This is a genomic window from Allosphingosinicella sp., from assembly GCF_036403745.1.
Classification (GTDB): Bacteria; Pseudomonadota; Alphaproteobacteria; order Sphingomonadales; family Sphingomonadaceae; genus Allosphingosinicella.
On the sequence record NZ_DASWQI010000007.1, the window covers coordinates 66,074 to 88,663 of the forward strand.

Sequence of the window (22,590 nt, forward strand, 5' to 3'; positions counted from 1 at the left end):
AGGGAGGGCCTGTGGAGAGGCCTACTCCGGGATGATGTTCACCGCATGCTTGAACGGCAGGCTATAAACGATCTCCCCAGCCTCGGTCTCCGCGTCGATCCTGTAGCGCAGGTCCACCAGGCCGCCGCTCTTCACTTCGTTGCCGATGATGTCGCGAGCCCCCCTGAGCGCAGCGGCCCTGACCGCCTCCAGGTCGGCGAACTCGCGGCCCTCCTGGTCGAGAAGCTCGTCGGTGCCGTCGCGAAGGTGAAAGAAATAGCGGGCCATGTGTCGGCTCCCTTTGCAGGCGGGAGCAAGCACACTCTCAGCCGTCGAAGCCTGTGGGCTGAGTTCGACGATGATGGGACCTTAGCAAAAAGCAGGCGGAGGCGGGGCGCCAACGTCTTGATCCATGTTTGCGCGCGCCGAAAATAAGATGGTGCCGGGTCAAGGCCGGCATGACGCTGTGCGCTGCTGCAGCCCCGCGCAGCCCGCCTAAGCGCGGGTGCGGAGTTCGACGACGTTCACCCGCTTGGCCTCTCGATCGTAATGGCGGGCGAGCTGCTCCAGCCCTCGCTTCGCCTCGCCGTCGGCGAGGTCGCCGGCGGCGCGGCGGCACTCGGCGGCTTGGCTGGTGAGAAAGGCTGCTTCGTCCATGGGAACCGAGCGGCTAACATGGATTAAAGTTCCTCCTTCCGGAACTTTAACCCAGATCAAATCTTCTCACAGTGGCTGCCAAGGCTTCCCATCATGGCTCCCCTGTTTCGGGGCGTCCGCGACCGCGCGGACGCCCCCACTCCCCTTGAGCCAGGAGCCCGTCGCTGACATGCCGGACGATTCTTCCGCGTTGCGCGCTTTGGCGACCAAGTGCCGCCGGCTCGCGCGCGGGGTCGGCACGAGCGACGTCGCTACCAGGCTTGGCCACATGGCCACGGATTACGATCGGCAGGCCGATGCGGCGGCGACGGTCGAGGCGGACGCGGTCGAGGGGGAGGCGCGCCGACTTCACCGCCCAGCCGTTTGAGCTGACCCCTCAGGCGTTCTGCTTCAGCCGTTCGGCCGCTGCATCGAGTTTCTCGCGGCTGTTGCCGTGCTCGCGGATCAGCGCCTGCGCCTGATCCGTAGTGATGCCGTGCTTTTCGGCGAAGTAGCGGACCTCATAGGCTTCGCTGCCGGAGACCCGGCTCCGGTCCTGGCCGCCCCGGTTGGTCTTGTCGTCGGACACGCAGCTTCTCCTTCACTGTTACGCGGATGAGACGAACGCAGCGCGATTCGCGCCGGTTCCCGCTTTTTTGCCGAGGCGTTCCAGCGCTTTGCGGCTATGCTGGCGCCATGGCCCGTTCGCATTCCCCGCTCCGCCTCGGCGCTCTCGCCGCGCTCCTCCTGCTTCCCGGCTGCGTGAAGACGGCCATCGACGTCGTCACCCTGCCGGTGCGGGTGACGGCAAAGGCGGTCGGCTCCGCGCTGCCGAGCCAGAAGAAACGGGACCAGAAGCGCGGCAAGGCGATCCGCAAATATGAGGAATGCCTCGGCCGCGAGGCGCGCAAGGCGCACAAGGACGGCCGCGAGCCCGACCGGACGCGCTGCGAGGAGCCGCGGTGAGGCGCCGCCTCGCCATCCTCCTCTTCGCCTGGGTGCTGGCCGGCGGATCGGCCGAGGTGGGGCGGCCTTAGCGCCGCACCATGCTTTCCGGCGGGCCTCGCAACTCTTTGGCCTCCCGGCGCTTCTTGGGCGATGCCCGCAACCGCCGCCGCTCCCGCACCAGACCGCCCGCTGCGCATCCTTGCCTTCGGCGACAGCCTGATGGCCGGCTACGGCGTGCGGCGTGAGGAAGGGTTCGCGGCGCAGCTCGAGGCGTTGCTGCGCGCCCAGGGGCTCGATGCGAGCGTGCTGAACGGGGGCGTCTCCGGCAACACCGCCGGCCATGCCCGCGACCGCGTCGGCCGCACCCTCAACGCGCTGCGGCCGCCGCCGGACCTCGCCATCGTCTCGTTCGGCGGCAACGACATCCTCCGCGCCGTGTCCCCCGAGGAGACGCGGGCGGACATGGAGGCGGTGCTCGACGCCTTTGCCGAGCGGGGCATAAAGGTGGTCCTGGCGGGCATGCTCGCCCCACCCTTCCTCGGCGCCCACTACACACGCGCCTTCAACGCCATCTTCCCTGAGTTGGCGGCGGCGCGGCGCCTGCCTTTCTACCCCTTCTTCCTTGCGGGTGTGGCAGGGAACGCGAAGCTCAACCTGCCGGACCGGGTCCACCCCAATGCCGCGGGCATCGCGAGGATGGCGAAGGGAATCGCGCCTTACGTCCTGAAGGAAGTCGGGCGGTAGCCCACCGTCGAGCCACTTGCGGCTTAGCCGCCGAGCACGATCTCGTGGCCGAAATTGAGCCCGATGCGGCCCTCGCGCGCCCAGCGGACGAAGGCGTGGATGCGGCTGCATTCCGGGAATTCGATGAGGATGGTCTCGCCGAGACGGGGCACGATGTCGCTTTCGATCATCGTCCCGCGCGAGGAGATGTTGAGGACGGGCACCAGATGCGGCGTGCCGCGGAAGTAGATGATGGCGCTTTCGACGAGGCCCTCGCGGCGCGGCTCCGAGCGCCTGTCCTCCCAGTTGGATGGGTCGGCAGCAGGCTGCGGCGCTGCATGTGGGGCGAACATCGGCGTCTCCCGGAAAATTCCTTGGGAGAAGGTGCACGAAGAAAGTTGCCAAATTCCTAGCGCTGACGGAATCTGGCTAACCTGCCTTAATGCCGAACGAAACGTCAGGAACCGCCGGCTCCGCCTACGTGTTCGTTACTCACCCGCCACAATGAGACGCGAGTGTAATGACGACATCGCCAGTGCAAACGCCCCTGGAACTATGGGGCGGCGTCGAATGTACGATCGTACGCCTTGGGGACGAGTATCGAGACCAGAGCGCCGAGACCGGCCATTCGGCCCGGCCGGAGGATCTCGACCTGATCGCCGGCCTCGGCATCCGCACAATCCGCTACCCGATCCTGTGGGAAGCGATCGCGCCGGAGCGGCCCGATGCATTCGACTGGGCCTGGACCGACGAGCGGCTCGCCATGCTGCGCGAGCGCGGCATCCGCGTCATCGGCGGCCTCCTCCACCACGGCTCCGGCCCCCGTTACACCAGCCTGCTCGATCCGGATTTTCCCAAGAAGCTTGGCGACTTCGCCGGCCGCGTTGCCGACCGCTACCCCTGGATCGAGATGTGGACCCCGGTCAACGAGCCGCTCACCACCGCCCGCTTCTCGGGCCTCTACGGCCATTGGTATCCGCACCGGCGCGACTATCCCGCCTTCCTCCGCGCCCTCGCCAACGAGTGCAAGGGCACGCTGGAGGCGATGCGCGCGATCCGCGCCAGCATCCCGCACGCCAAGCTCGTCCAGACCGAGGATCTCGGCAAGACCTTCTCGACCCAGCCGCTGCGCTACCAGGCCGCGCACGAGAATGAGCGCCGCTGGCTGAGCCTCGATCTGCTGTGCGGCCGCGTCGACAAGAGCCACGCCTTCCACGACATTTTATTCGGCGCCGGCGTCAGCTGGGGCGAGATGGAGATGTTCGAGGGCGGCGAGGCGACGCCCGATATCTTGGGCATCAATCATTATCTGACCAGCGAGCGCTTCCTCGACCACCGGCTCGATCTCTACCCCGGGCATGAAGCGGGCGGGAACCGGCGGGACATCTATGTCGACGCCGAGGCGGTGCGGGTGAAGCGGCTGGAGCCGGACACGGGCATCGGCCCGCGCCTGCGGGAGGCTTGGGACCGCTACAGCATCCCCATCGCCGTGACCGAAGTCCATCACGGCTGCCACCGCGACGAGCAATTGCGCTGGTTTTCCGAAGTCTGGGAGACCGCCGGCGCGTTGCGCGAGGAGGGGGTGGACCTGCGCGCCGTCACCCTCTGGTCGATGTTCGGCAACGTCGACTGGCGCTTCCTGCTCACCCGCCGCGCCGGCTTCTACGATCCCGGTGTCTACGACGCGCGCAACGGCACGCCGCGGCCGACCGCGATCGCCCAGGCTGCCAAGGCCTATGCCGCGGGCGAGGCGTACGACCACCCTGTCCTCGACAGCCCGGGCTGGTGGCGGCGGCCGCCGCGCCTCTATCCGTGGAATGGGCGTCGCAAGCCGCTCGAGGGGGGCGGCCGCAAGCTGCTCGTCACCGGCGCTACCGGCACGCTCGGCAATGCCTTCGCCCAGGTGTGCGAGGAGCGCGCCTTGCCGCTGTGTCTGACGGACCGCGGCGAGCTCGACATTTGCGACGAAGAGTCGATCGCCGCAGCCGTGGCAAAGCACCAGCCATGGGCTGTGGTCAACGCGGCGGGGTTCGTCCGCGTCGCGGACGCCGAGCGCGAGCGCGACGCCTGCATGGCCGCCAATGCGGAAGCGCCGGAGAAGCTCGCCCGCGCCTGCGCCGCGGCCGGCATCCCGTTCGTCACCTTCTCGTCCGACCTGGTCTTCGACGGCACGCTCGGCCGGCCTTATGTGGAATCGGACCCGGTGGCGCCGACGGGGGTGTACGGCGCCAGCAAGGCCGAGGCCGAGCGGCGGGTGCTGGCGGCGATGCCGGATGCGCTCCTCCTTCGCACCAGTGCCTTTTTCGGCCCTTGGGACCGCTACAATTTCGCGTCGGACGTGCTCAGCCGCCTCGCCGACGGCCGGACGGTCCGCGCCTCGGACGGTGCAATCATCTCGCCCACCTACGTCCCCGATCTCTGCCACGCCGCGCTCGACCTACTCATCGACGGCGAAAAGGGCATCTGGCACCTCGCAAACCAAAGCCAGCTGAGCTGGTACGAATTTGCCCGGCGGGTAGCGGAAGGCGCGGGCTTCGATCCGGATCTGATCGAGCGCGCGCCCGACGACGCGCAGCCGTCGCTCACCGCCCTTACGAGCGAGCGCGGCACGATGCTGCGTCCGTTCGAGGATGCCCTTGAGGAGTATCTGGCCCGCATGCGCGACAGCGGAGCGCTGACCCCGCTCGCCATCGCGGCGGAATGATCAATCCCCCGCGGGCGGCGCCACGTCGAAGGCCACGGTGAGGCGCTCGCCCGCGCCGAACGGGCGGGTGCCGTGCCACATGGTCGACGGGAACAGGACCAGCCGGCCCGGCTTCGGCTCGATCATGCGGAACGGCGGCAGGTCGAGACCGAGTTGCGCCTGCGGCTCCCCTAACGTCAGCCACCCCGCCGGCTCCGGCCCGCGCGCGTCGGCGGGCGGCAGCGCCACGTAGAGGGCCGAGCTCAGCCAGCCCATCGGGTGGACATGATTGGCGTGGTGCCCGCCGCCGCCGCCGAGCCGCACCGACCACGAGCCCGCAAAGCGCACCCGTCCCCCCCGCGGCGGCGCGAGCAGCGGATGGGCGGCATCGCGCGGCGGCAGCTTGGCAATATGTTCGGCGACCGTATCCGCGATGGCCTGGCGCAGCTGGCGGATCTCGGGTTCGAGGCGGGCGAAGAGCGCGCCGTCGGTCTGGGTGCCGTCGCGGACCGATTGCTCGAGCGGCTGGTGGGTGGTGCGGTGGAGCGTCCGCAACCGCTCGGCGAGGATGTCGAGCGGCGGCAGCCGGTCGGCGATGTCGTAGACGCCGACGAAGCGCGGATCGCCCTCCAGCCACGCCGAGCGCGGGTCGTCGGTCATCCGCCATGCCGTCGCCAAATAGGGCCAGAAAAGGTCTGCCCCAGGCCGATCGCGCATCGTCTCCGCCAGCGCCGCCGCCTCGCCGGACCGGCCGGTGCGCAGCAGGTGGCGGACATGGCGGACCCGCACGATGGGGTCGTCCACGTGCGCGAGCCGCGCGAACAGCGGGTCGACCGTGGGTCCTTCGCCCAGCTCAGAGCGGCAGACGGCTTCGTTGACGTCGAACAGCAAAGCCGACCCCGCCGCCCGTCGTCCCCGCGCCACCGCGTCGAGCGCGCGGTCGTAGAGGTCGCCGTTGACGTGCACGAGGATCAACGCGGACCACAGATCCATGTTGCGCGGCTGCTCGGCGAGCACCCGATCGAGCGAGCCGGTGAAGGTTTCCCGCTCGCCCCTCTGCCAGCGCAGCCGCGCGGACAGGTCGTGTCCCGGGATCCAGAGCGGATGCTCGGCGATGACGCGCTCGAGCTCGGCGAGCGCCGCCTCCACCCCCTGTTCGGCATCGAGCGCCGCGACCAGGCCGAGGATCAGGTCGCCGTCGAGAGGCGCGAGCCGCCAGGCCGCGCGGAACAGCGCCACCGACGGAAGCCCGGCCTCGAGGTGCACCCTCGCCAGGCTGTGCGCGATGCGGGCGTCGGACGGCGCCAGCGCCGCGGCCCTTCGGAAGGCGGCGATCGCCGGCCCCAGATCCTCGATCTGGCGGTGGAGGAGGCCTGCAACCTGCCACAGCCGCGCATCCTGCGGGTGAATACGCGTGGCCGCCTCGACCAGCGGAAGCGCCTCGTCCTCCAGCTGGCCGGCGAGGGCGTCGATGGCGGCGTTGAAGACGGCGTTGGCATCCTGCGGCCGGGCCGAGCGGAGCGCTTCGCGTGCGCCGAGACGAACCGCTGACTCCATGCTCCCGCCCTCAGAGGCCGTCTGAGGTGGGCGCGTCGCTCCCGGCCATTACCGCCGAGACCACTGTTCGCTCCGCCCTGCTCAGCGCCCACGGCCACACGTCGAAGATCAGCACCACCCGCAACTCGTCGCTGTCGTTCCAGGCCTCATGCTCGATCGTGTCGTCGAAGACGAAGGCCTCGCCGGGTGTCCAGCTGCGGGTCTCGGCGCCGACGCGGAAGCCGCATCCCGCAGGGACGACGAGCGGGAGGTGGCAGACGAGGCGGGTGTTGGCGACGCCGGTGTGGGGAGGGATGCGGGTCTTCGGCGCGAGCAGGGAAAACATAGCGTTCGGGCAGCGGCCCGGCACGTCCGGTTGCGGCGCCTCGGCCAGCAGCGCGAGGGTGCGGGGGCAATGGCGGGCATTGCGCTCGACGCGCGCGCCGTTGCGCAGGAGGTGGATCGCGGTCCATTCGCGCGACCAGTTGAGCTCACGCCACTGCGCCAGCGGCACGTCGTCGGGATATTGGACATAGGGCACCAGCTCCGCCGCCTCCGAGGCGAGCAGCGCTTCGAGCTCGGCTCGGATCTCCGCGGCGCCGGTTTCCAGAGCGGCCAGCCACGGGAAATGCGCGCGATCGTGGAATTCGACGGCCGGGAGCCCCGGATAATGGAAGTGGCTCGGCTCCTGCGCGTACGGCTTGGTGAGCCGCGCGAAATTCGTGCAGAAGCGCTCGACCCGGCGCGCCTCGTCAGGATCGAGGCCCGCATCCGCCGGCACCGCCCCCCGCAGCAGGGCGGCGCTCTGCTCCTGGTGGCGGCGATAGGATGTCTCGGCATGGGCGAGGATCGGGGCCATGGCCGGCGGCGTCTTCTCCTCCGGCGGCCGCTGGGCGAGGGCGTGGCCGTAAGCCTGCCCCGCCTCCCCCGCTCGGCCCATCCGCTCCAGCATGGCCGCCTTCGACAGCAAGGCCGAAAAGTCGAGCGGGTCGATTGCCAGGGCGCGCGCGACGGCGGCGAGACCGGCCTGAAGGTCGCCCGTCGCGCGGCACATCGCCGCGAGCTTGAGCCATGCCTCGGCCCGGTCCGGCGTTTCGGAGACCGCCGCCTCGAGCAGCCGCCGCGCCTCGGCAGCACGGCCCGCGCCGGCGGCGGCGTCGGCCTGGGTCTCGGCGGCGGAGAGGGGGGCGTCCATCGCCGGCGATTGTGCCGCTTTCCCGCCCGATTGCAACGCTGCGCGATCCTCGACAGCCGCAGCGGGCTCCGTTAGCCCTTCGGCCGTGGACGAGGCCGCCGAAACTCCGGAGACGCTGCTGCGCGCCGCCGCTGCATACCGAGAGGGCGGCCGGGTGGAACTCGCCATCCAAGCCTACGAGGCCGCATTACGCCTGCGGCCGGCCATGCCGAACAGCTGGTACAACCTCGCGCAGCTGCAGCGCCGCGCCGGCCGCTTCGACGAGGCGCTCGCCTCGTACGACCAGGCTTTGGCGCACGGCATTGAAGGCCCCGAGGAGGTCCACCTCAACCGCGGCGTCATCTTTTCCGACGATCTCGGCCGCGCCGATCTCGCCGAGGAGGCGCTGCAGGAGGCGCTCCGCATCGCGCCGGACTACGTTCCCGCACTTCTGAACCTCGGTAACCTGCACGAGGATCGGGGCGCTTTGGACGAGGCGCGGGCGGCGTTTGCCCGCGCACTGGCCATCGCACCCGATGCCTCGACGCCGCTCGCCCGGCTGATCGGGGTGACGCGGCTCACCGGGCCTGACGATCCGCTGGCGAAGGCGGCGCGGGCGCGGATCGCCCGGGCGGGGAGCGCAGCTGAAGAGCGGGTGGAGCTCGGCTATGCGCTCGCCGGTGCGCTCGACCGGGCCGGCGAATGGGACCTTGCCTTTGCCGCCGCCGTGGAAGCCAATATTGCGGTTCCCACGCGCTACGACCGAGGAGCGCACGAGCGCTTCATCGACAGGCTCATCGCCGCTTTCCCGGCTGCCGGGGCCAACGCATCCGGCGCCGCCACGGGCGAGGCGCCCGTCTTCATCCTTGGCATGTTCCGTTCCGGCTCGACCCTGGCGGAGCAGATCCTCGCCAAGGGCGACGGTGTCGTCACCGGTGGGGAACTCGGGATCGTACCGGAGCTGGCGGCCGGCCTTCCCGGCTACCCGGAGGCTGCGGCGTCGGCGCCTGAGGCGGCGATCGCGCAGCTTCGGGCGGACTATCTGGCGCGGCTGCGGCGCGCCCGTGGGCCCGCGCGTTTCCATACCGACAAGCGGCCGGACAATTTCCTCCATGTCGGCTTCATCAAGCGGCTCTTCCCCGACGCGAAGATCGTCCACACCGTCCGTGCGCCCGCCGACATGGCCGTGTCGCTCTTCTTCCTGCACCTCGACCCGGCCATGGCCTACGCGACCGACCTCGGCGACATCGCCGATTGGTATCGCCAGTACCGGCGGCTGATGGCGCATTGGGAGGCGCTGTGGCCGGACGACATCCACCGGCTCGACTATGACACGCTGGTGGCGGACCCGCGGCCCGCGATCGAGGCGCTGTTTCGGTTCACGGGCGTTCCGCATGGGCCGGAGGCGCTCAATTATTCCGGCAGCGACCAGGCCGTTCGCACCGCGAGCGCCGGGCAGGTCCACCAACCGCTTTATGCCCGGGCCTCCGGCCGTTGGCGCCGCTACGAGCGTCACCTGGGTCCCTTCTTCGAAGCGCTGAAGGACTGACCATCGAGCGCGCGGCGCGGCGCGACGTGTCGGCTGTCCATCGCACAAAAAAAGGCGGGTCCCCGAAGGGACCCGCCAAAGTCTTTGTCGGTCGCCCGGCTTAGAAGTCGAGCGTGACGCCGGCGAAGATGTACCGGCCGAGCGAGTCGTACACCTGCGGATAGGTGTTGCCGTTGCCGAACGGCGCGGGCGTGACGAGCGTCGGCGGGATCTTGTCGAAGATGTTGTTGGCGCCAAGACGGAACTGGTAGTGATCGCCGATGTGCGCAGTCAGCACCAGGTCGAAGTAGTTCTGCTGGGTGATGCGATCACTGCCGTAGGTGATGCGGTTGATCTGGTTTCCGTTGAGATCGGTGTCGGTGCTCAGATAGTCTGCCTTCACCGACGAGAAGTGGCGCCACTGACCGGAGAGACCGATCCCACCCGGCGCCGTGTAGGTCACACGCACCTTGCTCCGCCATTTCGGGCTCGGCGTTCCGCACTGAGAACCGTAGAACCCTGCGCAGTCGAACTTCAGCGTCGCATTCGGGTTCGACACCAGGCTGTCGAGGTACGTCCCGACTGCGCTGAAGGCGAGGCTGCCCCAAGACCCGAGCGGCTGCGTGTAGGAGGCGTTCACATCGATGCCGCGGGTGGAAAGACCGCCCGCATTGACGTTGACGTCTTCCACATAACCGGCCGGAGTAAGGTACAAAGTGCCGCCAGGGCCACGATGCACCTTCGAGCAGTAGAAGGGATCCGCCGTCGCGATGCACTGGTTGATGATCACGTCAGCACCGAGCGCACCGATCGAGTTCTTCACGCGGATGTTGAAGTAATCCACCGACAGGGCAAAGCGCGGCAGCCAGCGAGGCTGAATGACGACGCCGGCCGTCAGCGAGTCCGACTTTTCCGGAGTGAGGTTCGGGTTGCCGCCGCCCAAGCCGTTATACTGATTGGCGATATTGGCCCGGATGTTGCCGTACTGAGCTGCGGTGACGCCGGTGAGCGCGCACTGAGCTGCCGTCGCACTCGGGGTGCCGCCCGGCAGGTTTGCGCACGGATCGGTGCTGCCGTCGAGCGCCACGGACTGTGCGGCGAACAACTCGACGATGTTCGGGGCACGAACCGCGCGATTGAGGCTGGCGCGGAACTTGATGTCGTGCACCGGCGCCCACTCGCCCTCGATCTTCCAGGTGTTGGTCGAGAAGCTGTTCGCCGCGACCTGGTACTTCGAATAGCGATAGCCCCCGCGCAGCTCGAGCAGGCTGAAGAACGGCCGGTCCTCGACGAGGGGCAGCTGCACCTCGGTGAAGAACTCCTTGACGTGGAACTGACCCTGAACGCCGATCGTGGCGCCGCCCTGGCCGGCGAGATCGCCGGTCGAGAAGGCCTGGTCGGTGTTGAACTCCAGCGATTCCTTACGATACTCGCCGCCGAGGTTGATCGCGAGGCCGTGGCTCGCCCACGGAGTCTGCAGCCCGTACTGGCCGAGCTGCGCCGTGACCGAGGCGTTGGCCACCGTCTCCTGCGTGTTGCCGCGCGAGAAGCCCGGGGTCTGCAGATAGCTGAGGGCCGCCGGCGTCACGCCGCCGGGAGCGAAGATGTCGTAGGGAACGCAGTTCGGATCGGAACCGTCGAGGGTCGAGCGGCAGACCGGCGAACCGTTCGCGCCCGTCACGACGTCGAGCGCGCGGTTGAGACGCGTGACCGAGAAGTCGTTGAAGTAGGTCTGCGCGAAGACGACGCGGCCATACTGATACGACGCATCGTACGAGAAGCCGCCGCCGAGATCGCCGCGCATGCCGGCAACGATACGATAGTCGGTGTGCTGCAGGTCGTCGCGGCGGCCGCCGCCTTCGACGTTGCGACGCAACGGATAAACGACGCCGCGGAAGTACGGGTTGCCGTTCTGGTCGGTAAAGACGGTCGGGGTGCCGGTCGCTTTGCCGTTGGCGCCGACGAGGTTTGCCGGCGAGCAGACGATGGCCCGCTGCTGCGCGGAGAGAAGCGGGTTGTCGCAGTTGATCGACGTCGTGTTGCCGAAGTCGCCCGAGGGAGCGATCTGGGCAACCGAGCGGTCGTCCATGAACATCGCTTCCATGTACGGATGCAGCGCGCTGCTGATCTCGTAATCGGCGAACGCGCCGAACGTGTAGCGCTCGTCGGGACGCTGGAAGTAGTTGTACGGACCGAAGTTGAACGGCGTCGAACCCGGGAGGAAGTTGCGGCCGGAGCCGACCTGGAACGTGCCGACGTTGGTCAGGAAGGTGCCGTTCGCCGACGTGCCGGAGCCGCCGCAGGTGAAGTTGGCGCCGCTCGCGGGCCGCGGGTTGGCAATCCCCTTCTTGTTCTGGACGACGTCCGCAAGCGAGCAGAACGAGTAGTCGCGGTCGCGCTGCAGCACCGGATGCTGACGGCGATAGGTGGCGTAGGCGGTGATGTGGCCATGGCCGTCGTCGAAGCCGGCGCCCATGACGAGGCTGGCATCGACCGTGCCGCCGTCGGCGGTGTGGCCGACCGGCGGGAGGAAGCCGCGGGCCGCGAGCGCACCCTGCACGCCACCGGGGTTGTCGTTATTCATGTGGTCGAAGAAGCTGTACTGGGCGTCCATGCGGATGCCTTCGAACTTCGTGTCCATGACGAAGTTGACGACGCCCGCGACGGCGTCCGCGCCGTAGACCGACGAGGCGCCGCCGGTCAGCACGTCGATGCGATCGACGGCCAGAGCCGGGATGAAGTTGATGTCGGCGACCGGCGAGCGCGGATCGCCCGGCATCAGGCGGCGGCCGTTGACCAGCACGAGGGTGCGCCGCGAGCCGAGGCCGCGAAGGTTGACCGTGGCGGTGCCGGTGGCGCCGTTCGAGATGTTGGAACCCTGCGCCGCGAAGGACTGCGGCAGCGAGTTGATGATGTCTTCGGTGCGGGCCGTGCCCTGCAGCTTCACTTCGGCGGCGTTCACGACCGTGATCGGGCTGGCCGAGGTGAGGTTCGGCTGCGGAATGCGCGTGCCGGTGACGACGATGCCGCCGCTCGTATCCTCACCTTCGCCGTTGGCGGAGGTGGGGTTCGGCGTCGCTTCGACCGGGCCAGCCTGCGGCTGGGTCTGGTCGCCGGTACGGGGCGCGGGCGGGTTGGTCTGCGCAAATGCCGGGGTGGCGAACCCGATCGCGCCGCCGATGAAGGTCGTCGCGAGCAGGGTATTCAAAATACGGGTCTTATTCATGTCCGTCCCCTTTTTGCGGCGTGAGCCGCGGATCTTTATTCATCCCTGAGCACCAGCCGCGAAGCTGGGGAGCCACCGACCATCTACAGGTTGTAACGATTCCGAAGCAATCTCCCGAGGGCGGCCGCACAGAGAAAGGGCGGCGAGTGTGACGATTATGCCACGGTCGAGTCCGCCAGCGGAACGGTGTCCGGCGCGGCAGGGGCGTCGCGAACGCTGGCGGCCGATGCGGACAGTGCTTAGGGAAACACACGCATGAAGACGCACTCGCAGGAGTCCGCGGCTGCCGCACTTGTGGCGGACCCGGCGTGGTTCCCCTTCTCCCTGGATGCCGTGTCCGACGCGCTGCTCTTCGCGCGCCTGGAGGAAGAGGGGCTGCGGGCGGCGAGCTTCCTGGACCAGCGTGCGCTTGGTGCCACGAAGGAGCGGCGGCAGGTGGCGTGGGACGGGGCTGCCGCCGCCGTCGCCGGCGATGCGCGGCGCGACGTCCACTATATCTTCCACATCGGCCATGTCGGATCGACGCTGATGTCGCGCCTGCTCGGCGAGAGCGCCTCGGTGCTGGCGCTGCGCGAGCCGCTGCTGCTGCGGACGTTCGCCGAGGCCATGGCTGCCGGCCGCTGGGGGGAGACGGAAATCCGCGACAGGCTTTCGATCCTGACGGCGCTCCTCTCCCGGACCTTCCGCAGCGACCAGCGCGCACTCGTCAAGGCGACGAGCTTCACCAGCGAAATCGCAGACCGCCTTGTGCCGGCAGGCTCACGCGCGCTGTTCCTCCATGTCGGCGCGCGTACCTATATCGAAACGATCCTCGGCGGCGATGCGTCGCGGCAGGAGCTGGCGGTGCTGACGCCCGGGCGCGTGGCCCGGCTTGCCGGGAGGTGCCCGGGGTTGGTGCTGAACCTCGACCGGCTGACCGAGGCGCAAAAGGCCATGGTCGGCTGGGCGTGTGAGATGACCTCTCTCAGCCGCAGCGCCGATGTGCTTGGTCCGGACCGGGTCTTGTGGGTGGACTTCGACGCTTTCCTCGCCGAGCCGGTCGGAACGCTGATGGAGGCCGCGGCCTTTCTCGGCCTCGGCATGGACGCAGCCGAGGCCGAACGCCTGGTCACCGGCCCGCTGATGCGGCGCTATTCGAAAGCGCTCGAATATGAATATAGTCCGGCGCTGCGGCGCGAGGTGCTCGGCGACGCGCGGCGGCGCTTCGGCGGGGACATCGAGGCGGCGCTTGCCGGGCTGGCGGCGTTGGGGCAGCGCTGGCCGGCGATCGGCGCGGCGATCGGGCGGAGCGGAGTGGGTTGATGTTCAGGGAAATCGAGATCCTCGATGCGGCGGCCGTCGCGGAGCTGCAGCGGATTGCGGCGTCGGCGCCGTTCGTCGACGGGCGGATCAGCAACCCGCACAACAATGCCAAGCAGAACCTCCAGCTCCACGATGCCGCTGCGGGGAAGCGCTCGGCCGACATCGTGCTCAAGGCGCTGACCGCCAGCGAGGATTTCCGCAACTTCACCTTCCCGGCCAGCGTCGCGCCGCCGCTCCTCACCCGCTACACGCCGGGCATGCGCTACGGCGCCCATGCCGACGCGGCCTACCTCCAGCTGGCGAACGGGGTGTTGCGCTCCGACATCAGCTGCACCGTCTTCCTGAGCGACCCGGCGACCTATGAGGGCGGCGCGCTGCGCATCACGCTCGGCACGCGGGACATGCATTTCCGCTGCGCCCCGGGCACGGCCATCGTCTACCCGTCCGACACGCTCCACGAGGTCGAGCCGGTGACGAAGGGCGAACGGCTCGTCGCCATCACCTTCATCCAGAGCAGGATCAAGGACATTTTCCAGCGCCAGCTCCTCTACGAGCTGAACGAGATCGCGGCCCTCGAGGGGCTTGGCATGAGTCAGGAGAATTTCAGCCGGCTGCAATTGGTCCAGCAGAAGCTCTACCGGCATTGGGGGGAGAAGCCGTGAGCCACGCGCCCGCCCCCGGCGGCGGGGCGGCGGCGGCATCGGTGGCGGGACGGCTGCGGCGCGGCGACCTTGCCGGCGCACGCGTGGAGGGCGAGGCCGCCCTTGCCGCGGAACCGGACGCTGCGGTGCTGCTGCAGCTGGTCGGCGTCGCCTGCTGCCGGGCGGGGGACATGGCCGCGGGCGCCGGTTTTCTCGGCCGCGCCTTTGCGCTCCAACCCGATTTGCCGCGCCTCCTGCCCGACCTTGCCAATGCGCGCGCAATGCTGGGGGATGTGGAGGGCGCGCTCGCTTTGTCCGCGCCCGACGGCGATCCGGAACTGCAACGGCTGCGCGGCTTCCTCCTCCAGCAGGCCGGCGACGCGGCCGGGGCCGCAGAAGCCTATGGCAAGGTCGTCGCTGCCAATCCGGGCGACTGGGAGATCTGGAACAATCTCGGCAATGCGCGGCGGGAGATCGGCGATCTGGAGGGGGCTGCCGACGCGCTCGGCCGGGCGGTTCGCCTCCAGCCGCGGATCGCCGCAGCGTGGCTCAACTACGCCACGACACTCTCGACCCTCGGGAAGCCGGAGGCGCTCGCCGCCTGCCGGGAAGCGGCGCGGCTGGCGCCCGCCGATGCCGCGGCGGCGCTGATGCTCGGCCAGCTGCTGCGAGAGGCGGGAGAGGAGCAAGAGGCACTGCGCGAGATCGATCGCGCGGCCCGCCTCGCGCCCGGCGAAGCTGCGGTCCGGGTCGAGCTGGCCCGCCTGAGGTGGAGCCTGCGGGACGAGCCGGGTGCCGAGGCTGCCTATCGCGATGCAATCCGGCTGCGGCCGGACGATGCGCTGGCCTGGCTCGAGCTCGGCATCCTGTTCGAGCGCAGCAACCGCCTCGACGCGCTCCCTGCATTGCTCGAAGACGCGGCTGGGGCCGGGGTCCCGGCAGCCGAGCTCGGTTACCTCCGCGCCCTCGTCTTGCGGCGGGAGGGAAAGCTGGAGGAAGCGTTGGACGCGGCCCGCGCGGCGCCGGCGGAGAGGGAGCCCGAGCGGCGCGCGGTGCTGATCGCAAGGCTCGCCGACAGCCTGGACCGCGCGGATGAGGCCTTCGAAGCCTTCGCGGACATGAACCGCGTTTCCGCCGCCACGCCGTCTGGCAGGGCCGCCGACGCCCGGGGGTATCGCAGCCGAGTGGCCGAGATGATCCGCACGGCCAGCCCCTCATGGTTCGCGCGGTGGAGCGCGGACGCGCCGCCCGCCGAGCGGCCGCCGCCGGTGTTCCTCGTCGGCTTTCCGCGCTCCGGCACCACCTTGCTCGACACCTTCCTGATGGGGCACCCGCACGTCCACGTGCTGGAGGAAGAGCCGGTGCTGCAGCGGGCGCGGGACGCGCTCGGGGATTTCGCGCGGCTGCCGGACCTCGATGCGGCCGAGATCGCGGCGCTGCGCGACGTCTATTTCGAGGCGCTCGACGAGACCGCGCCGGAGGCTGCGGGCAAGACCGTCGTCGACAAGCTGCCGCTCAACATCCTCGGCGCGCCGCTCATCCACCGCCTGTTCCCGGGCGCGCGGATCATCCTGTCGCTGCGCCACCCGTGCGACGCGGTGCTGAGCTGCTTCATGCAGGCGTTCGAGCCCAACGACGCCATGGCCAGCTTCCTCGATTTGGCCGACGCGGCGACGCTCTACGACCAGGTCTTCACCTTCTGGGAGCAGTGCCGAGCGGGCCTCCCACTCAACGTCCACACTCTGCGCTACGAGGACCTCATCGCGCGGCCGGAGGAGGAGATGCGGGCGCTGATCGGCTTCATCGGTTTGGCCTGGGATGCCCGCCTCCTCGACCACCGCCGCACCGCCGCCGCCCGCGGCACGATCATCACCCCGAGCTATGCCCAGGTCACCCAGCCGCTCTACCGCTCCGCCTCGGGCCGCTGGGAGCGGTACCGGGCGCATATGGAGGAAGTGCTGCCGATCCTCTGCCCCTGGGCGGAGCGGTTCGGCTACGGCCCCTGCGGCTGAGGAAGGCGATTGCGCGCGCGGCAGCGCTGCCGCAATAAAGACGCGAGCGATTGAGAGCGGGGACGAAGAGCATGCGCAAGACGATCGGCGCGGTGGCGCTTGGAGCGGTCATTCTGGTCGGGGCGTCGGCCGGCATCGCGAAGAAGCCGCCGGCGCAGGAGCGGCCCGAAGCGTTCGAGGCGCTGATCAAGTGCAAGGCCATCGTGGACGAAAAGGCGCGGCTGCAATGTTTCGACGCCGCGTCGACGGCGATGGAGCAGGCGGCGGCGCGCCACGATCTCGTCGTCGTCGACAAGAAGCAGATGCGCGAGACCCGCCGCACCCTGTTCGGCCTCGAAATCCCGCGCCTCCACATCTTCGGCGGCGGCGACGACGAGGGCGAGGAGGTCAAGTCGATCGAGAGCATCGTCTCGATGGCCTATCCCAACGAGAATGGCCAATGGGTGGTGCGGCTCGAGGACGGCAGCACCTGGGTGCAGACCGACCATAACATGATCGCGGTGAGCCCGAAGAAGGGCACCAAGGTCGTCGTCGTCAAGGCCGCGCTCGGCAGCTACATGATGCGAATCGGCAAGGAACCCGGCGTGAGAGCGCGGCGCCAGCTCTAAAGGCGGCGGGTCACTTCCCGCGCTTGGCGGCCTCCACCGAGGCTTCGGCGGTCGCATAGGCTTCCTGCCGCGCGACGCTCCAATATTTGAGCTCGTCGAGCGGGATCGGCCGGCCGGTCGCGGCGCAGCTCACATAGTCGCCGGGGCTCAGCACGCGGAAGGTCCCCGCCATGTAGTGGACCCGCGCCTCGCGTCCCTTGTTCGCCATCAGCATCGACATGTCGTCCTTCCTAAAGCAGCTTGGGCTGCTCGGCCGCCGGCTTCAGATAGGATGGGCGCTTCGCCCGCTCAACGCCGGAACCGCCGCCCGCATTTGCATCGAGGCCGCCGTCGGCGAAGATGAGCTTGAGCCGCCCCGCCGCCTTGGCCGCCGCTGCGGACATCAAGGTCTTGCCGTTCTTGTCCTCGACCCGAGCATAGCCGCGCTCGAGCGGGCGGTTGGGATGGGCAAGCTGGGCGACGCGCCACAGGCCGTCGAGCCGCTCGCGTGCCCGGCGATAGGCGCCGTCGAGCAGGCCGGGGCGGAGCGCGCCGGCGGTCTGGCCGAGGGCGGCGCGGGCGTGGCTGAGCTCGGTGCGCAGCGCGCGGGGCAGGCGGTCGGCGAGATCGTCGAGGCGCTGCTGCTGCGGCGCGAGCAGGGTCTCGCGCGCCGGCCAGCGGCGCAGCGTCGCCTCCAGCTGCTCACCCGAGCGCTCTGCCGAACGGCGGGCACAGCGCTCAATGCGGAAGCCCAGTTCGCGCAGATTGCCGAGCAGGTCGCCGCGCACGGGGACGGCGATCTCTGCCGCCGCGGTGGGAGTGGGGGCGCGCACGTCGGCGGCGAAATCGCACAGCGAGGTGTCGGTCTCGTGGCCGACGGCGGAGATGATCGGGATCGAGCAGCCGGCGACGGCGCGGACCACCTCCTCCTCGTTGAACGCCCACAGATCCTCGATCGAGCCGCCGCCGCGGGCGACGATGACCAGCTCCGGCCGCGCCACCGGCCCGTCCGCCGGCAGCGCGTCGAAGCCGCGCACCGCCGCGGCGATCTCGGCCGCAGCGCCGTCGCCCTGCACCTTCACCGGCCAGACCACGACATGGCTGGGGCAGCGGTCGGCGAGGCGGTGGAGGATGTCGCGGATGACGGCGCCGGTCGGCGACGTGACGACGCCGATGACGCGAGGGTGGAAGGGCAGCTTCTGCTTGCGGCTCTCGTCGAACAGACCCTCGGCGGCGAGCGCGCGGCGGCGCTTGTCGAGCAGCGCCATCAGCGCCCCTTGGCCGGCGAGCTCCAAGCGGTCGATGACGATCTGGTAGCGCGAGCGGCCGGGATAGGTGGTGAGCTTGCCGGTCGCGACCACTTCGATGCCGTCCTCGGGGCGGAACGGCAGGGCGGCGGCATTGGCCTTCCACAGCACGCCGTCGAGCACCGCCTTGTCGTCCTTGAGGCAGAGGTAGCAATGGCCCGAGGCCGCGCGCTTCCAGCCCGAGATTTCGCCCCGCACCCGCACGAAGCCGAACGCATCCTCGACGGTGCGCTTCAGCCGCCCGGCCAGCTCCGACACGCTGAACGGCGCCGCATTGTCGCCGGGCGCCTCGGTTGCCAGGAGCGGGCTGTCGGTCGTAGGGGCTTCGTCCATGAATGTCCTGCTGCTTGGCTCGGGCGGCCGCGAACATGCCCTCGCCTGGAAGCTCGCGCAATCGCCGCTGCTGACGCGGCTGTTCGCCGCGCCGGGAAATCCCGGGATCGCCGAGCATGCGGAGATAGTCGCCCTCGACGCCTCAGACCACCGGGCGGTGGTCGATTTCTGCCGCCGCCATTCGATCGAGCTGGTGGTCATCGGCCCCGAAGCCCCCCTCGTCGACGGCCTCGCCGACAATCTGCGGACGATGGGCGCAGCGGTGTTCGGGCCTAACCGCGCGCCGGCGCAGCTTGAAGGCTCGAAGGGCTACACCAAGGAGCTTTGCGCCCGTTACGGCATCCCCACCGCCCGCTACGCGCGGGCTTCGGACCGGCTCGCGGCGGAAGCGGCGCTGGGGGATTTTCCGCTGCCGGTGGTGATCAAGGCGGACGGGCTGGCGGCGGGCAAGGGGGTGATCATCGCCGCCACCCCCGAGGAAGCGCAGGCAGCGCTTGGCGAGATGTTCGACGGCAGCTTCGGAAGTGCCGGCGCGGCGGTGGTGATCGAGGAATTCCTGGAGGGCGAGGAAGCGAGCTTCTTCGCGCTGACCGACGGCGAGACCATCCTCCCCTTCGGCACGGCGCAGGACCATAAGCGTGTCGGCGACGGCGACACCGGGCCGAATACGGGCGGGATGGGCGCCTACAGTCCCGCCTCGATCGTGACGCCGGAGATTGCCGGAAGGGTGATGGCGGAGATGGTCGAGCCGACGGTCCGCGCCCAGGCGGAGCGGGGGGCGCCCTTCTCCGGCATCCTCTATGCGGGGCTGATGCTGACGGCCGAGGGGCCGAAGCTCATCGAGTATAATGTCCGCTTCGGTGACCCCGAATGCGAGGTCCTGATGATGCGGCTGGAGAGCGATCTCCTCGCCCTGATGCTCGCCACTGCCCGCGGCCGTCTCGCCGAGGCGGAGCCGCCGCGGTTCAGCGACGACGCAGCCCTAACGGTGGTGATGGCGGCGCGCGGCTATCCCGTGACGCCGGAGAAAGGCGGCGCCATCGGCGGCATTGCCGAGGCGGAAGCGGAGGGGGCAAAGGTCTTCCACGCCGGCACCGCCCTCAGCGGCGACAGGCTGGTTGCGAACGGCGGCCGTGTCCTCGCCGTCACCGCTCGCGGCGCGAGTGTCGCGGAGGCGCGCGACCGCGCCTATGCCGCCGTCGACCGCATCGACTTCCCCACCGGCTTCTGCCGCCGCGATATCGGCTGGCGCGAGATCGCGCGGGGCAAGGCTGGACAGCGCGGCGTTTCGTCATAGAAGCTGAGGCCGATGTCGCGCACCGCCAAAATCCTGATCGGTCTCGCCGCCACCCTTTTGATGGGCTGGATCTGGCACGGCCCGCTCGGCCATGGCGAGATGTTCGTCGATGCCCTGGAGAAGCATGCCCGGATCATCGTCGATTACGGGCAGGTGCCGGGAGTGACGGTGCATCTCGGCCACAACCCGCTGTCCCGCAACGCGACGCTGAGCGGCCCCGCCGACGAATTCCAGCGCCACGGCCTGAAGGACGAGCCGGGCCTCAGCGGCCGGGTCGCGACGGCGCAAGGGATTGGCGGCGTGCGCTGGTCCGACGAGACCGGCCGCGGCGGCTGGGCGCTGCCCCTGCTCGTCGAGACATGGCTGCAGCTCGCGCTCGCCTACGCCATCGGCTTCGGCCTCGGCGCGCTCCTCTTCGGCCGCCGCAAGCGGACGTCCTTCTTAGACTAACCACAGGAATCCCGAATGATCGAACTTCTCCAGAACAACCTCGTGCCGGTGATCGTCGCCGTCCTGGTCGCGATCGCCATCGCCTTCTGGGTGTTCCGCGGCGGCCGTTCCGGCGGCGCCAAGGTCGAGGACCGGCGGGACGCGCCGGCGCCGCGCCAGGTCCGCGACGAGGGCACTGAGGGGAATACCGTCCCCGACGAATTCTCCGCCGCGACCCGCGACGTCGCCGGCGAGTTCCTGGGCGTCGACGCGCATCCGATCGTCCCGGGCGCCGAAGGTCCGCCCGACAATCTGCAGACGATGAAGGGCGTGGGCCCCAAGCTCGCCGCCCAGCTCAACGCCTGCGGCATCACCCGCTTCGAGCAGCTCGCCCGCCTCAGCCCCAACGAGGTCGAGATGGTCGACGCGCGCATGGGCCCGTTCCGCGGCCGCATCGAGCGCGACCGGCTGGTCGAGCAGGCCGACTGCCTGGCGCGCGGCGATACCGACCGGTTCGAGTCGACGTTCGGCAGGCTCGGCGGCGGGGCGTAATCCCCATGCCTCCCCGCGACTGCAGGTCGGGGGGAGGGGGACCAGCGAAGCTGGTGGAGGGGTAAGTGCTGCCGGATCGAGGATCTCGCGCTCGACGGGTGAAGCATCCGACCTTTACCCCTCCACCACCTATGGTGGTCCCCCTCCCCATCCTCTGGATGGGAGGCAGAGGGATCAGCCCCGCCGTCCCCGCACGATCTCGCTGGCGAGGAGCTTGTCGATCTTGAGGCCGTCCATGTCGACCACCTCGAACTGCCAGCCGCCGAAGCGGAAGCGTTCGCCGACTTCGGGGATGTGCTTCAGGACCGAGAGCGCGAAGCCGGCGGCGGTGGCGTAGTCGCGGTCCTCGGGGAGAGGGAGGCCGAGCTGGTCGATCAGCCCGTCCGTCGACAGCGATCCTGATACCCACCAGCTGCCGTCCTCGCGCTCGACCAGCGGCGGCTCGTCGCCGGCCTCGACGTCCGAGGCGAACACGCCGGCGAGCGCCGAGAGCAGGTCGGCGGGCGTGACGATCCCTTCGAAATGGCCATATTCGTCGTGGACGAAGACCATCGGCACCTCGGCGCCGCGGAGCACGGCGAGCGTGTCCATCGCATCGCTCTGGTCCGGGACGATGGCGGCGTGGCGGAGGAGGGCGCGCAGCTCGAGTGGCCGGCCGTCGAGAAAGGCGACGACGATGTCGCGCGCCTGGACGACGCCGATCAGCTGGTCGACCGACCCTTCCGCCACCGGATAGCGGCTGTGAGGGGCGTCGCGCAGGATCTCGCGGATCGTCTCGAGGTCGGCATCGGCATCGAGCCAGTCGACGTCGGTGCGCGGCGTCATCACTTCGCGCGACGGGCGATCGGCCAAGCGGACGACGCCGGAGATGATCGCCCGCTCATAATCTTCGAGGACGCCGGCGCTGTGCGCCTCGGCGACGACGAGGTGGAGCTCCTCGGCGGTGACGTGGGTCGGCCGCTCGCGGTCGAGGCGGAGGAGGCGGAAGATGAGGGCGCTGCTGGTATCGAGCAGCCAGACCAACGGCGCGGTGATGCGCGCGATCCACTGCATCGGCTTGGCGACCACGATTGCGATCGGCTCCGGCCCGCGCAGCGCGAACTGCTTGGGGACCAGCTCGCCCATGACGAGCGAGGCGTAGGTGGTGAGGACGATGACGAGGACGAAGCCGACCGTCTCTGCGGTCTTGGCAGGGAGGCCGAACCAGGCGAGGCGCTCCGCCACCGGGCCGCCGAGCACCGCGCCCGAAAAGGCACCGGCGAGGACGGCGATGCCGGTGATGCCGATCTGGACCGTCGAGAGGAAGCGGCCGGGATCGGCGGCGAGATCGAGCGCGGTCTGGGCGCCGCTCCGTCCCTTCTTCGCCATCGCCTTCAGCCGCGGCTTGCGCGACGAGACGATCGCCAGCTCCGCCATCGCGAACAGGCCGTTGAGCCCGATCAGCAGGAAGAGGACGACGACGTCGTACCAGGGAAAGGCTTTGAGGGGGAGCGGCGGCGGCATAGGCGCGGCTGTCGTTTAGCGCGCAAGCTCCGGTCCCGACAACCTCTTTGGCGGCGCGGCGGGATTAGGGTCTGGACTCATGACCGGCAACGGCCATGACGAGGCGGAGAGGTGGTCAGGGCTAGGCGCGAGGAGGGAGCGATGCTGGATGCATCGTGACCGACGAGCAACGACGCCATGGCCGCCTCTCCGCC

Annotated in this window: 22 protein-coding genes; 12 read left to right on the plus strand and 10 right to left on the minus strand. The window is 69.5% G+C overall.

Going from position 1 to position 22,590, the window contains the following annotated elements; all coding sequences use genetic code 11:
• Positions 1–21 precede the first annotated feature (21 nt).
• A complete protein-coding gene (locus VGC56_RS01520) occupies positions 22–267 on the minus strand; it encodes a DUF6894 family protein (RefSeq protein ID WP_464122785.1) in 246 nt (81 codons plus the stop codon).
• Between the two features lie 207 nt (positions 268–474).
• Complete coding sequence (locus VGC56_RS01525; RefSeq protein WP_464122786.1) at positions 475–636, minus strand: hypothetical protein; 162 nt, start codon at positions 634–636, stop codon at positions 475–477.
• A 169-nt stretch (positions 637–805) separates the two neighbouring features.
• On the opposite strand from VGC56_RS01525, the gene VGC56_RS01530 reads away from it, so the two are divergent.
• On the plus strand, positions 806–1,003 hold the full coding sequence (locus tag VGC56_RS01530) for a hypothetical protein (RefSeq protein ID WP_464122787.1): 198 nt from the start codon (positions 806–808) through the stop codon (positions 1,001–1,003).
• A gap of 9 nt (positions 1,004–1,012) precedes the next feature.
• Here the strand turns inward: VGC56_RS01530 and VGC56_RS01535 are convergent, their stop codons facing one another.
• Positions 1,013–1,204, minus strand: a complete 192-nt coding sequence (locus VGC56_RS01535; RefSeq protein ID WP_464122788.1) for a DUF3606 domain-containing protein — start codon at positions 1,202–1,204, stop codon at positions 1,013–1,015.
• 107 nt (positions 1,205–1,311) lie between these two features.
• Between VGC56_RS01535 and VGC56_RS01540 the strand changes: the two genes are divergently transcribed.
• Together VGC56_RS01540 and VGC56_RS01545 are read left to right on the plus strand one after the other, a co-directional pair.
• Positions 1,312–1,581 carry a hypothetical protein gene (locus VGC56_RS01540; RefSeq protein WP_464122789.1) on the plus strand — a complete coding sequence of 90 codons (270 nt, stop codon included), beginning with the start codon at positions 1,312–1,314 and terminating at the stop codon, positions 1,579–1,581.
• A 132-nt stretch (positions 1,582–1,713) separates the two neighbouring features.
• The gene (locus VGC56_RS01545; protein WP_464122790.1) at positions 1,714–2,307 is read left to right on the plus strand and encodes an arylesterase; all 594 of its coding nucleotides are present in this window, start codon (positions 1,714–1,716) and stop codon (positions 2,305–2,307) included.
• 23 nt (positions 2,308–2,330) lie between these two features.
• Here VGC56_RS01545 and VGC56_RS01550 read toward each other — a convergent pair whose 3' ends face one another.
• A complete protein-coding gene (locus VGC56_RS01550; RefSeq protein WP_464122791.1) occupies positions 2,331–2,639 on the minus strand; it encodes a hypothetical protein in 309 nt (102 codons plus the stop codon).
• 182 nt (positions 2,640–2,821) lie between these two features.
• Here VGC56_RS01550 and VGC56_RS01555 point away from each other — a divergent pair, with 182 nt between their 5' ends.
• The gene (locus tag VGC56_RS01555; protein WP_464122792.1) at positions 2,822–4,990 is read left to right on the plus strand and encodes a family 1 glycosylhydrolase; all 2,169 of its coding nucleotides are present in this window, start codon (positions 2,822–2,824) and stop codon (positions 4,988–4,990) included.
• Here the strand turns inward: VGC56_RS01555 and VGC56_RS01560 are convergent, their stop codons facing one another.
• Both VGC56_RS01560 and VGC56_RS01565 read right to left on the minus strand, forming a co-directional pair.
• Positions 4,991–6,526 carry a 2OG-Fe(II) oxygenase family protein gene (locus VGC56_RS01560; RefSeq protein WP_464122793.1) on the minus strand — a complete coding sequence of 512 codons (1,536 nt, stop codon included), beginning with the start codon at positions 6,524–6,526 and terminating at the stop codon, positions 4,991–4,993.
• A gap of 10 nt (positions 6,527–6,536) precedes the next feature.
• A complete protein-coding gene (locus VGC56_RS01565; protein ID WP_464122794.1) occupies positions 6,537–7,700 on the minus strand; it encodes an aspartyl/asparaginyl beta-hydroxylase domain-containing protein in 1,164 nt (387 codons plus the stop codon).
• An 85-nt stretch (positions 7,701–7,785) separates the two neighbouring features.
• On the opposite strand from VGC56_RS01565, the gene VGC56_RS01570 reads away from it, so the two are divergent.
• On the plus strand, positions 7,786–9,228 hold the full coding sequence (locus VGC56_RS01570; protein WP_464122795.1) for a tetratricopeptide repeat-containing sulfotransferase family protein: 1,443 nt from the start codon (positions 7,786–7,788) through the stop codon (positions 9,226–9,228).
• A gap of 100 nt (positions 9,229–9,328) precedes the next feature.
• Here the strand turns inward: VGC56_RS01570 and VGC56_RS01575 are convergent, their stop codons facing one another.
• Positions 9,329–12,433, minus strand: coding sequence for a TonB-dependent receptor plug domain-containing protein (locus VGC56_RS01575; RefSeq protein ID WP_464122796.1), 3,105 nt, complete (start codon positions 12,431–12,433; stop codon positions 9,329–9,331).
• 255 nt (positions 12,434–12,688) lie between these two features.
• On the opposite strand from VGC56_RS01575, the gene VGC56_RS01580 reads away from it, so the two are divergent.
• The 4 genes from VGC56_RS01580 (at position 12,689) to VGC56_RS01595 (ending at position 16,996) form a co-directional block, all read left to right on the plus strand.
• Complete coding sequence (locus tag VGC56_RS01580; RefSeq protein WP_464122797.1) at positions 12,689–13,735, plus strand: hypothetical protein; 1,047 nt, start codon at positions 12,689–12,691, stop codon at positions 13,733–13,735.
• On the plus strand, positions 13,735–14,397 hold the full coding sequence (locus VGC56_RS01585) for a Fe2+-dependent dioxygenase (RefSeq protein ID WP_464122798.1): 663 nt from the start codon (positions 13,735–13,737) through the stop codon (positions 14,395–14,397). Before VGC56_RS01580 ends, VGC56_RS01585 begins: the two co-directional genes overlap by 1 nt.
• Positions 14,394–16,388: a tetratricopeptide repeat-containing sulfotransferase family protein gene (locus tag VGC56_RS01590; RefSeq protein WP_464122799.1), complete on the plus strand. Its 1,995-nt coding sequence runs from the start codon at positions 14,394–14,396 to the stop codon at positions 16,386–16,388. Before VGC56_RS01585 ends, VGC56_RS01590 begins: the two co-directional genes overlap by 4 nt.
• Before the next feature lie 71 nt (positions 16,389–16,459).
• On the plus strand, positions 16,460–16,996 hold the full coding sequence (locus VGC56_RS01595; RefSeq protein WP_464122800.1) for a hypothetical protein: 537 nt from the start codon (positions 16,460–16,462) through the stop codon (positions 16,994–16,996).
• Between the two features lie 10 nt (positions 16,997–17,006).
• On the opposite strand, the gene VGC56_RS01600 is transcribed toward VGC56_RS01595, so the two are convergent.
• Positions 17,007–17,210, minus strand: coding sequence for a DUF2093 domain-containing protein (locus tag VGC56_RS01600; RefSeq protein WP_464122812.1), 204 nt, complete (start codon positions 17,208–17,210; stop codon positions 17,007–17,009).
• A gap of 16 nt (positions 17,211–17,226) precedes the next feature.
• On the minus strand, positions 17,227–18,615 hold the full coding sequence (gene xseA, locus VGC56_RS01605) for an exodeoxyribonuclease VII large subunit (protein ID WP_464122801.1): 1,389 nt from the start codon (positions 18,613–18,615) through the stop codon (positions 17,227–17,229).
• On the opposite strand from xseA, the gene purD reads away from it, so the two are divergent.
• The 3 genes from purD to VGC56_RS01620 are packed head-to-tail and all read left to right on the plus strand — an operon-like array spanning position 18,614 to position 20,893.
• Positions 18,614–19,912: a phosphoribosylamine--glycine ligase gene (gene purD, locus VGC56_RS01610; protein WP_464122802.1), complete on the plus strand. Its 1,299-nt coding sequence runs from the start codon at positions 18,614–18,616 to the stop codon at positions 19,910–19,912. The genes xseA and purD overlap by 2 nt on opposite strands.
• A gap of 12 nt (positions 19,913–19,924) precedes the next feature.
• Positions 19,925–20,362, plus strand: a complete 438-nt coding sequence (locus tag VGC56_RS01615) for a hypothetical protein (protein ID WP_464122803.1) — start codon at positions 19,925–19,927, stop codon at positions 20,360–20,362.
• A gap of 15 nt (positions 20,363–20,377) precedes the next feature.
• On the plus strand, positions 20,378–20,893 hold the full coding sequence (locus VGC56_RS01620; protein WP_464122805.1) for a hypothetical protein: 516 nt from the start codon (positions 20,378–20,380) through the stop codon (positions 20,891–20,893).
• Between the two features lie 174 nt (positions 20,894–21,067).
• Here VGC56_RS01620 and VGC56_RS01625 read toward each other — a convergent pair whose 3' ends face one another.
• The gene (locus tag VGC56_RS01625; RefSeq protein WP_464122806.1) at positions 21,068–22,396 is read right to left on the minus strand and encodes a hemolysin family protein; all 1,329 of its coding nucleotides are present in this window, start codon (positions 22,394–22,396) and stop codon (positions 21,068–21,070) included.
• Between the last annotated feature and the right edge of the window lie 194 nt (positions 22,397–22,590).